Raw genomic sequence first — 10,255 nt, 5'->3', positions numbered from 1 at the left:
CCAAGCGGTCATAATCTATTGTATTATGGTATTGTCAAAAAATTAGGGTAATTCCTAATAGCTATTAAGACCGTCCAAAACGACGTTAAACTAGCTAGATTTTATTCATTTCTAACCTCCTTAAATACAAAGACAAAGCAAAGAGTTGCGGTAATGGTTGTAGCCGAGTTCGATTCTCGACACCGCAATAGCCTGCGATGACCCATAAAGTGTTTTGAGAGTTAACACTGGCGAGCGGGCTTCGGTAGTATGTATAGTCAGGTTCGACTCCTGACTATACACTTAGAGATCAAGTTCAGAAAACATTAGGGTTCCAAACTAACAGAACCTCACTAATTTACAGTGAGGTTTTTGTTTTGCAAAGGGAAAGTAAAATAATGGATAAAGCCGTATACATTGAGCATCCTAGTGGTGCTCTTTTTTAGTGCCAAGAAAGAAGGTGATAATGCTTGAGCAAATCAAAGTGGCCAACAGTTAAGAAGATGCTTGGTCAGTTGACAAATTGGATAGCGGACGGCGAACAGATTAAGGATATCTGCAACCAAAAAAACCATATGCTACCGATTAGTGAGTCAACTTTCTATGACTATATCAGCAAACACTCGGAGTTCTCGGAGGCTATAAAAAAAGGACGCGAGCGAGCCAAAGATACAGTTGAAGCAACATTGCGGTCAAAGCTGGTGCCACAAGAACGGACTGAAGTAATCGTTGAGGAGTGGGAAGATGCAGAGGGTAATCGCAAGACACATACAAAAAAGAGAAAGTACATAGTTGAGCCAGACACGACTGTCTTAATCTTCATGGCAAAGAACTTGCTACCAGATATCTACTACGACCGCAAAGGCTCGCCGGCAGATGAGAAACTGCTTGCTGAAAAGCTTAAGAGTGAGATTGAGCGTAATAAGAGTCAGACCAAGTTACAAGACACCATTAAGACTCGCCCAATCATTATCACTGATATGAATCGAGATGACGATGAAGATGTCGACACCAACGATTAGCGAAATTATCGGCAAAGGCTACTCGCAATTTTGGAATGACAAGCACTTCTATCGTGTGGTCAAGGGCGGACGTGGTAGCAAGAAATCAAAGACTACTGCTCTTAACTTAGTAAGTCGGTTAATGCAGTATTCGTGGGCAAATATCCTTGTGATAAGGCGTTATTCGAACACAAACAGGCAGTCAACATACACTGATATTTGCTGGGCAATCAACAAGTTGCACGCCAATGAACTATTCACAGTTAATATGTCAATGCCAGAAATCACGTATAAGCCAACCGGACAAAAGATACTCTTCAGAGGACTAGATGACCCTTTGAAGATTACATCTATAGCTGTTCCTGTTGGCGTTTTGTCGTGGCTTTGGCTGGAAGAGGCTTATGAGGTTGAGACGCGTGAGAAGTTTGAAACAGTGGTCGAAAGTATAAGAGGCTCCAATGACAGCGCTAATTTTTTTAAGCAAATAACAGTTACTTTTAACCCGTGGTCGGAGAATCACTGGCTCAAATCAATGTTTTTTGACAGAAAAACGCGCGTGAGAGATTTGTTTGCACAGACTACCACATATCGATGCAATGAATGGCTAGATGACCAAGACCGCTCGCGATATGAGGATTTATACAGAACTAACCCTAGACGTGCAAAAATCGTTTGTGAGGGCGATTGGGGCATTGCTGAAGGACTAGTTTACAACAATGTGTTGGTTGAAGATTTTGATGTTAGTGAAATGCAACGGAAATACCATAATGTTGCACACGGCATGGACTTTGGCCTAACGAATGATCCGACAGCACTAGTCAATGCAGTAATTGATACAGCAGGCAAGAATATCTATATCTATGATGAGATGTATGAGTATGGGATGACCAACGAGCAGCTGCTTAGGTGGCTACGTGAGCATCACTTCCAGAATACGAAAATTATTGCTGATAGTGCAGAGGGTAGACTAATTCAGTGGCTAAGAGCCAAAGGAATTAGAAAGATTGAACGGTGCGTGAAAGGCAAGGAATCAATCATGATGGGAATCACTTTTTTACAGGACTACAAGATACACGTTAAGCCAAACTGCAAAAACACAATTGCTGAATTCAATTCGTATTCATATGCGCGTGATAAAGAGGGTAATTGGCTAAACAAACCAGTTGATGCTAATAACCACGCTATGGATGCACTCAGATATGCCTTTGAGCGGTATATCATGCCTAAGCGAGTAGCAAACAGTTCAATAACAGACCAAGTTGAATTTTTGAATAATATGGGGGTGTAAATGAATGGCAGCAACAAATGACAGGGATGCGCATACCAGTAGTTTGCCAAGTCCTTATCCTGGATATAACACAAGATATCTATTAAACGGTGAAAGACCACACTTTGGCTTTGACAGTAACCAGATATATAGGATGCCAGCAGATGAGTGGCAAGCAGCTTTGTTTGATTTAAATAAGCTAACTGAACTAGTTCAGAACTATGTTCGTGACTTTTACACAAATCAAGTGCCACGAATAATTACTCTTCAACGCTATTACAACGGGGATAATGACATTCACTACTGGAATAGCAATAAGACGAGAAAGACAGCCGATAACCGTGTAGCGAGTGGCTTTGCTAAGTACATTACCAGTCTGAGAGTAGGCTACCAGTTCGGTAACCCGTTGGACTTTCAATTTAGCGATTCAGATGTTGATGAATCGGAGCAAGAGAATATCCAGAACTTAGTTGACCAATTTAATGAAGCTAACGATGAGAGCTCGCATGAAAAAGACATGGCTATTAATCTCATGAACACTGGCCGAGCCTATGAGTTGATGTACATACATGAGAACACAACAGATCCAGCTTTTGCGGTACTAGACCCAGCCAATACTTTTGTTGTATACGACACAACGATTAATCAGCATTCACTCTTTGCTGTCAACTTTAACTTCGTGTCTTACAACAACACAAAAAAATACTATGTTGATGTCTACACAGATATGGAGATATTCCATTTTAAGGCAGACAATGACTTGGCATCCCATTTAGAGTATATGGGTGACTTCGACACTCATAATTTTAGGCAGGTGCCAATTACAGAGTTCAGACTGAATAGAGACCGAGTAGGTGCATGGGAATCAAAGCTAGATGCCATTGATGCATACGATAAAAGCATGTCTGAGATGGCTAACAGTCAAGAAAACTTTAGCAATGCCAATCTATTGATTACTGGAGATATCAAGACAAAGGTATCAGTTCCAGTGCTGGATGAAAATGGCGAACAAATGTATGACGATAGTGGTCAACCACGTGTCAAATACAAAGATGTTGACCCTAATGATCGCATAATTTATTTAAAGCCAGCAATCAGAGAAAACGAAGAAACAGGCTCGACAACAGTTATTCCTTCCGATGCAAAATATCTGACCAAGGAATTGAATGCTGACGGCTGGCTCACGTACATGAAGCGATTAGAGCATGATATTCACAAAGACACAAACACGCCAGATATGACTGATGAAGCATTTTCAGGCAATACATCAGGCGAGGCTTTGTCTTATAAACTGTGGGGTACTGACCAAGAAATAGCCATGCAAAAGGCACTCTATACCAAAGGAATTAAACGCAGACTAACCTTGCTGGGTAACTATTGGTCACTTACAGCTAAAGTAGAGAATCCAGATTTGGTTTCTCGGTTCCATATCAGCTTTACCAATAACCTGCCGAAGAATGATGCCAAAATCATCGATGAAATGGTCAAACTTAAGCAAACTGGCGTGGTCAGTGATGAAACCATTCAGGACAATATCGCAAGCATTACTGGTGTGGATTCAGAGATTGAATCAGAGCGAGTAAGTGAGGAATCCGAAAAGATGCAGCAACAAGCATATGCTGTCTCTAAAGCAGGGATGACAGACGAGGAGTTAAGTAATGCAGGTAAGTACAGCACAAGCGAAAGCACGGATAAGAGAACTACTGAATCGAGACAAGCAGGACAATAGCGGCACCGAATATGACTATCGGCAAGCATTACTCTTTATTGCTAATCATCTCAATGCTTTTATTGCTGAGTACGGTAACAAGAATGGTTTAGATCCAACACAAGTGACTCAGAAGATAAACAATTGGGATTTACAGCAGTGGAAGCAAGCAGTTGACCAAGTCACAATGTCGGAATTGTCACCAGATGCTCGGGCACGCTATCGCTATTACTCACAAACAGCAGGGATTAATCGAAATTATCTAATATCAGCAATCATTGGGGTTACTTTTTTAGCTTCCACGCAAAAACAGGAAACCAGAGTTAGTAACCGTATTGACCTTGATGTTGGGGACATTAAAAAAGCTTATAAAGTAACCAAAAAGCGAGATAAACAAGCTAATAAATCTATTGCTGAAAATTATAAAAAATGGTCCAGTGACTTGTGGCTTAAAAACGATGCAATGGTAGCTCAAGTTCAATCAGCGATTAATAAACATTTATCTAGCACGTTGACACATCGTGATGTTACGAAAATGTTTGATTATTCCAATGCTCGTAGTCAATCTGTTCAAGCTGTTAAAGCGATGACTTCAAGCACAATCAGATTACTTCGAACAGAAACAGCTCGTGCTACTCACGAGATTATGATGTCAGCGTTTAAGGTGCAACATGTTGCAATGGTAGAAATGGTTGTTGAACCAGATGTTTGCCCAAAGTGCGATGAAATACGTGAACAAGGCCCTTTTAATCTTGATAATGTGCCAGATATACCAATTCATCCCAACTGTAGATGTAGCTTAATTCCTTATGATGGGGATGTAGCAATGTCTTTTTGATTTTTAGACGTTAAAGAAAGAATCAGTCGATTTTATAGTTAAACGTAAAAAGCTAATTCGTCTACTGGACGTAAAACAGAAAGGAAATATGTTATGGATGCAGAAAATGCAACACAAAATGAAAATGTAGAAACTAAAACAGAAAATGCAAAGGAGAGTGTTAATAATACAGAACAAAAACAATCAAAAGAAAAGACTTATACGTTAGATGATTTGAAAAAGAATGGCTCACAAGCTGCCAAAAATGCGGTTGATGAATTCAAAGAAAAAGAAATGCCGAAGTTGATTAAGGCAGAACTTGCTAAACAACAAGAAGAGCAAAATATGACTGCACAACAATTAGCAGACAAGCGAGCCGAAGAGCATGAAGCAGATTTAGCCAAACGTGAAGCCAAAATTAGTGCGACAGAGCAACGTAACTTAGCTATTTCAATTTTATCTGAGAATAATCTCTCGACCGACTTTGCTAAATACTTGGTTGGCCAGAATGATGAAGAAACTAAGGCTAAGGTAGCAGCTTATATCAGCTCGGTTACTGCTGATGTTAAGAGTAAGGTGAACGGTTATGCCAAAGGAAAGCAAGACCCACCAGCCAGAGTTGATAAGCTAAGTCACAATTCAGCTCAAAAGAGCTTTAAAGATATGACTTTTGAAGAAAGACTGGAGCTACATCGCACTAATCCAGCAAAATATGAAGAACTAAAAAAAGGAGCAAGATAGATAAATGGATTTAACTAAGTTAAGTGCTTTACAAGAGCCCGAAGTTTGGAACGACTACTTATATGAGCGTTCTAGTGAGACTAATAAATTTATTAGTTCAGGCATTATGACTAATGATTCAGTCTTAGGCCCACGGCTATTGCAAGCGGGTAGACGAGTAGAGCTACCATACCTGAATGATTTAACTGGGGATGCTGATGAATGGAATGATGAAACGGACATCAAGACCACATCCCTCACCAGTGGCATATGCGAAGCCATTAAGCTGTATGAAACTAAGGCATACGGAGCAACTGACTTCGGTCAATTAATTTCTGGTGCCAATGTCACTGGCCAAATTCAAGACAGATTTTCTGACTGGTGGTTGCGGCTTGATAATCAACGCCTCATTAACATCCTCAAAGTGATGTTCTTAAATTCTGATATTGCTGCAGCTAAGTCAGTTGATTTGGGTAACGAAAAAGAATTTGATGTTAATCGCTTCTTACAAGCATTATCTCGCATTGGGGATGTTGACGATAGTATCACGACTGTGGCTGTTAACTCAGCAGTATCATACTTCTGGCGTAGTAAGGACATGATTCCAACTAAGGAGCAAAGTACAGGTCAGAGAATTCTCACATATAACGGTTTACAAGTGGTTACTGATGACCGTATTCCATTAAATGCAGATGGCACTACTGTGATTTATATGTTTGGTAAAGGTTCAGTATCATATGCATCCCAAGTACCAAATGATGGTGTCAAGGTTGTACGTGATGAATTTAAGAATGGCGGGACTACTTCAATCATTAACAAGCGTGTTACTACCATGCAAGTTTTGGGTACTACTGTTGATGAGACAGTCACGAGCCCAACCACATTTAGAGCTGACTTATTGTCCGGTACCAAGCCAATCTATAAGCCAGCAAACGATATGCGTAAGATTAACGTAGTTGCCTATGGTTGTAAGATTCCAGCTGATTTTGGTGTTAAAGTCGCTCAACCAGCTGATTCAGGCAAATCAACACCAGATAAACCAAGTACACCAGATAAGCCAAACAGCGGTAAATAATCATGAATGATGAGCAGAAAAAAGCGATTCTAACTAAAGTTAAGCAGAGAACTGCTAATTTGACGATTGAATTGTCAGATGATTTGCTCAACAGTGCGATTGACGATGCAACAGCTGCTGCACGCTTAGATATATTACCGAAAAGTTCATGGTCATTAGCTATTACATATCTAGCTTGTACGATTGTGTATGCAATTGCTACTGGCAGTAATGGTAATGTGGCAAGTGCTGCTATTTTAGGCGCTCAGCAGACTATGTTTGCTCCAACGCTGGCTAATAATCCATTTTGGCAGCTGTATATTAACTTGACTAAGCCATACTTAGCCGATATGCAGAAGGGGGCGGTGTGGAGTGACAACTAGTCAATTTAACAACATACCTCAAGCACTAGAAGAGTATGAAAAATTAAAAAGGTATCAGCTGATCGTTGGTGTTCCAACTGATGATGGTTTTTTGCAGATGATAGCTAGAGTAAACGAATATGGGATGACAATTTACCCTAAAAACGGCGATTATCTCTCTGTTCCCAATGGTCATGGTGGCATCGTTAAGCTTAAGTCAGTAACAATCCCGCCTCGTGCGGCGTTCAGATGGACGATTGATCACAAAGAACATTTTTGGTTGCAATATGCTGGGGAATTGGTCGCGAATATTTTACGTGGTCAAGGTACTGCTGAGGATGTTTATGAAAAGCTTGGTAATCGCATAGCTAATGATTTTAAAAAGACGATTGAGAAGTGGAAGACGCCGCCAAACGCACCACTAACGGTAGCTAATAAAGGTTTCAATAATCCACTAATTGATACTGGGAAATTACATGACAGTATCACATATGACATAGTGAAAGGATAATAAAGATGAGTTTAATTTCAGTTATTTATGGGAAAGACAATCTAGACAAAATTTTATTTACGGGGACAACAGACACAGAAGTAGATATCACTGGGTTAGCAGCTGGAACGCAGGTGCAAGCTGGTGACTATCTGGTAGCGATTAAAGATACTAATAGCAACTTGGTGTCTGACAAAGTACCAGTACCAGCCTTCGCTGTACCTGCTACAAATCCAGATGCGCCCAGACAAGTAAATGTTGAGGCGACTAGCGATGGAGCTAAAGTAAACATTGGGTAGCTTTGTTAACTTCAATTCCTTTAATTTTATGTTTAAAAGGTTGCAAAGACCGCTAAAGATAACTACTGAAAAGGGAACAATCGAAGTTAATGAGCCATTAATCGTAACTACCCACCCAGCTATCACCTTTCAAAATGGCGGTGGTGGGGATGTACCAATTTATCAGGCAATATGGGTAAGCAGAACAGCAGGTTATCGTAAAAATACGGCTGTTCTAGACGTTTTAAGTGGTGTTGAGTATAAGGTAACTAGTATCACAGAAAACACGAATGCAAAGCTTATTTATTACCAATTAACCAAAGATAAGGAGGAGAGCAATGCAAACTCGGCAGATAATCAGCGACCTGCTGACTGGTATTAAGGCACAAAAAGAGCAGCTGCCCTTGCTTGATCATCCTTTCATCCCTGAAATGGAAGTCACAGAGCGTCCGGAGCTGCCTTTCTACACTTACTTTATTTACGATTGGTATAATCCTCAAGTCTACAACGGTGCCAACAATGAAATGTACACCATGAAAATTCAGATTAAGTCACACGCTGACAATGACATGGATGCAATCGATATGGCTAATACTGTCAGAAAGGTACTATGTTCGTTAGATTTGCATTCACGATTAAGACAGCATGGCTTGATGGTTATCAGTGCCGATGATTTGCCAAATATGGATGAGAAATTCGCTACAAGATTTGAATGTGTCAGTGGTGTTGATGTGCAATTGCAAGTTGTTGATGACTGGATTGACCGCTCGCAAGGTGACAAAGAAATTAAAGATGTCGATTTAAACGGCGTTCTAGAAACAAAAAATAACATTTTTTAAATTAAGGAGAAGATAATATGAGTCAAATTTTGACCAAACGAAATTCGGATATCAGCATTGGCGTGATTATTAAAAATGCACCAATGAATCCAACTATTGATACTTTATTATTAGCACCTGTTAAACCAGAAAATGCCGATAATAAGCTAGTGCCGTATTATGATGCTGAAGACGTGGCAACCGATTTTGACACTGATTCAGACGTTTATAAAAAGGCTGAGGCTTACTTTGCTGAAGCTGAAAATGGACGATTAGATATTGTTAAAGTAAGCAACACTACTGTCCAAGTTTTACAAGCAACTAATAAACCAGCCAAACCAACCGATGTTAATGCTCAAGCTACTAATGACGGTGCAAAAGTAACGAATAATTTGGAAACAACAACGGTTGATGTTGATGGCTATGTGGCTGGTTTGATTCCAAATCTGTATTGCGGTGCCAAATATGTATTAATGGCAATGCCAGATTACGACAAAACGGATGTAGCCAAAGCCAAAGAAGTAAAAGACAAATATATTCAGTCTGTTATTGCTGTATCAAATTATTTATATGACAATCAACAGACTATTTTAGTTTCCGCAGTTGACAATGTTGCTGATTTAAAGAAAATTTATGACGCTGTAGCTGAAAAAGTGGCTTCTGTTTCTAAAAATAGATTAGGTAACACCATTATTTTTGCCAACAACAATGCGGGCCAATTTCCAGAAGTGGAGTCAGTAGCATATGCTATTAGCCACATTCCATTAGATTGGATGAGAATCCATGATTTAACTGGTATCGATTCTAACGAGTGGACAGAGGCTGAATATGCACAAATTATGGCATACAACGGTCTAACCATGACTAATAAGGCTGGCGATATTGTGGTATCAAATTCAAAAGCTGTTGATGGCACATATATTGACCATACCTTTGGTACCCAGTACATCACAAATGCCATCCAAGTTAAAATGCAAAGATTTTTGACCAGTACTGACTATTTACCATATGACAATGATGGTATTGCCTTGCTAAAAGCGCAGTTAGAAAGCGTCATGACTGAAATCGGTGCCAAAGGATTATTAGTTCGTGATAACGGTAAACCAGTATACTCAGTGATTACTACCAGCCGTGAGAATGTAGCTCCTAGCGATTACAAAAATAGAATTTATCGTGGCACAAAAGTTACTTGCACACTGGCTACTGCAATTGAAAAAGTTAACATGACACTTGAGATTACTAAATAAGGAGGATATATAAATGGCTTCAAACACTGTTACGTTACCAAATGGTAAGCAATTTTCATTGAAAGATACGCGATTTACTCATCTATACGCTGACATTCCTTTGGAAGGAGGTATTAAGACAGTCGAGTTGACCGACTTCCAAAACGGAGAGGCTTTCTCATGGACGAAAACAGAAAATGACACCACAATCAGTAGTGACTATAACGGCAGTCCCATTGGTGTAGTCAACCACTCTAAAACTGGTACTTTAACTATTAATGCCAGTGAAGGAGGTTTTGCTAACAAAGTCCTTTTTCAACTTTACAAATTACAAGGAAATTATGAAGGTGGCTCGGGTACAAGTGCCTTTAATATGAGGATGGTCAATGACAACTGGGGCGAAACCGCCAACTTTAATGGTTGTCTTATTCAAAAAATCCCAGATGGACATATGTCAAATTCAATTACAGCAAGAACATGGGTGGTTGATGTGTTCCAGCTAGAAAATGGTATGGATGAAGACGCGGTAAAGTAA

Annotated in this window: 13 protein-coding genes; all 13 read left to right on the top strand. The window is 39.8% G+C overall.

Going from position 1 to position 10,255, the window contains the following annotated elements; genetic code table 11:
- Nucleotides 1–680: 680 nt before the first annotated feature.
- The 13 genes from F5ESL0237_RS08360 (at nucleotide 681) to F5ESL0237_RS08035 (ending at nucleotide 10,255) form a co-directional block, all read left to right on the top strand.
- Nucleotides 681–1,001: a hypothetical protein gene (locus F5ESL0237_RS08360; protein ID WP_147441007.1), complete on the top strand. Its 321-nt coding sequence runs from the start codon at nucleotides 681–683 to the stop codon at nucleotides 999–1,001.
- Entirely contained in the window at nucleotides 976–2,268 is a 1,293-nt protein-coding gene (locus tag F5ESL0237_RS08090) for a PBSX family phage terminase large subunit (RefSeq protein WP_233553213.1), read from the top strand. The genes F5ESL0237_RS08360 and F5ESL0237_RS08090 overlap by 26 nt, the downstream gene beginning before the upstream one ends.
- Before the next feature lie 4 nt (nucleotides 2,269–2,272).
- Nucleotides 2,273–3,976, top strand: a complete 1,704-nt coding sequence (locus F5ESL0237_RS08085) for a phage portal protein (RefSeq protein WP_122025177.1) — start codon at nucleotides 2,273–2,275, stop codon at nucleotides 3,974–3,976.
- Entirely contained in the window at nucleotides 3,906–4,793 is an 888-nt protein-coding gene (locus F5ESL0237_RS08080; protein WP_122025176.1) for a hypothetical protein, read from the top strand. The genes F5ESL0237_RS08085 and F5ESL0237_RS08080 overlap by 71 nt, the downstream gene beginning before the upstream one ends.
- A gap of 93 nt (nucleotides 4,794–4,886) precedes the next feature.
- Nucleotides 4,887–5,513 (top strand): DUF4355 domain-containing protein, encoded by a 627-nt coding sequence (locus F5ESL0237_RS08075; protein WP_122025175.1) that lies wholly within the window; start codon nucleotides 4,887–4,889, stop codon nucleotides 5,511–5,513.
- Nucleotides 5,514–5,517: 4 nt separating this feature from the next.
- Nucleotides 5,518–6,567, top strand: a complete 1,050-nt coding sequence (locus tag F5ESL0237_RS08070) for a phage capsid protein (protein WP_122025174.1) — start codon at nucleotides 5,518–5,520, stop codon at nucleotides 6,565–6,567.
- A 2-nt stretch (nucleotides 6,568–6,569) separates the two neighbouring features.
- Nucleotides 6,570–6,929, top strand: coding sequence for a hypothetical protein (locus F5ESL0237_RS08065; protein ID WP_122025173.1), 360 nt, complete (start codon nucleotides 6,570–6,572; stop codon nucleotides 6,927–6,929).
- On the top strand, nucleotides 6,919–7,419 hold the full coding sequence (locus F5ESL0237_RS08060; RefSeq protein ID WP_122025172.1) for a hypothetical protein: 501 nt from the start codon (nucleotides 6,919–6,921) through the stop codon (nucleotides 7,417–7,419). The genes F5ESL0237_RS08065 and F5ESL0237_RS08060 overlap by 11 nt, the downstream gene beginning before the upstream one ends.
- A gap of 5 nt (nucleotides 7,420–7,424) precedes the next feature.
- On the top strand, nucleotides 7,425–7,697 hold the full coding sequence (locus tag F5ESL0237_RS08055; protein WP_122025171.1) for a hypothetical protein: 273 nt from the start codon (nucleotides 7,425–7,427) through the stop codon (nucleotides 7,695–7,697).
- 40 nt (nucleotides 7,698–7,737) lie between these two features.
- Complete coding sequence (locus F5ESL0237_RS08050) at nucleotides 7,738–8,058, top strand: hypothetical protein (protein ID WP_158593167.1); 321 nt, start codon at nucleotides 7,738–7,740, stop codon at nucleotides 8,056–8,058.
- Nucleotides 8,015–8,515 (top strand): hypothetical protein, encoded by a 501-nt coding sequence (locus F5ESL0237_RS08045; RefSeq protein ID WP_122025169.1) that lies wholly within the window; start codon nucleotides 8,015–8,017, stop codon nucleotides 8,513–8,515. Before F5ESL0237_RS08050 ends, F5ESL0237_RS08045 begins: the two co-directional genes overlap by 44 nt.
- Before the next feature lie 17 nt (nucleotides 8,516–8,532).
- Nucleotides 8,533–9,741, top strand: a complete 1,209-nt coding sequence (locus tag F5ESL0237_RS08040) for a hypothetical protein (RefSeq protein ID WP_122025168.1) — start codon at nucleotides 8,533–8,535, stop codon at nucleotides 9,739–9,741.
- A gap of 13 nt (nucleotides 9,742–9,754) precedes the next feature.
- Nucleotides 9,755–10,255 carry a phage protein gene (locus F5ESL0237_RS08035; protein WP_122025167.1) on the top strand — a complete coding sequence of 167 codons (501 nt, stop codon included), beginning with the start codon at nucleotides 9,755–9,757 and terminating at the stop codon, nucleotides 10,253–10,255.

Source organism: Lactobacillus sp. ESL0237, assembly GCF_003692985.1.
In the GTDB taxonomy this organism is placed as follows: Bacteria; Bacillota; Bacilli; order Lactobacillales; family Lactobacillaceae; genus Lactobacillus; species Lactobacillus bombicola.
The sequence above is the reverse complement of the archived record's forward strand: the minus strand, read 5'-3'. Positions and strand labels throughout refer to the sequence as shown.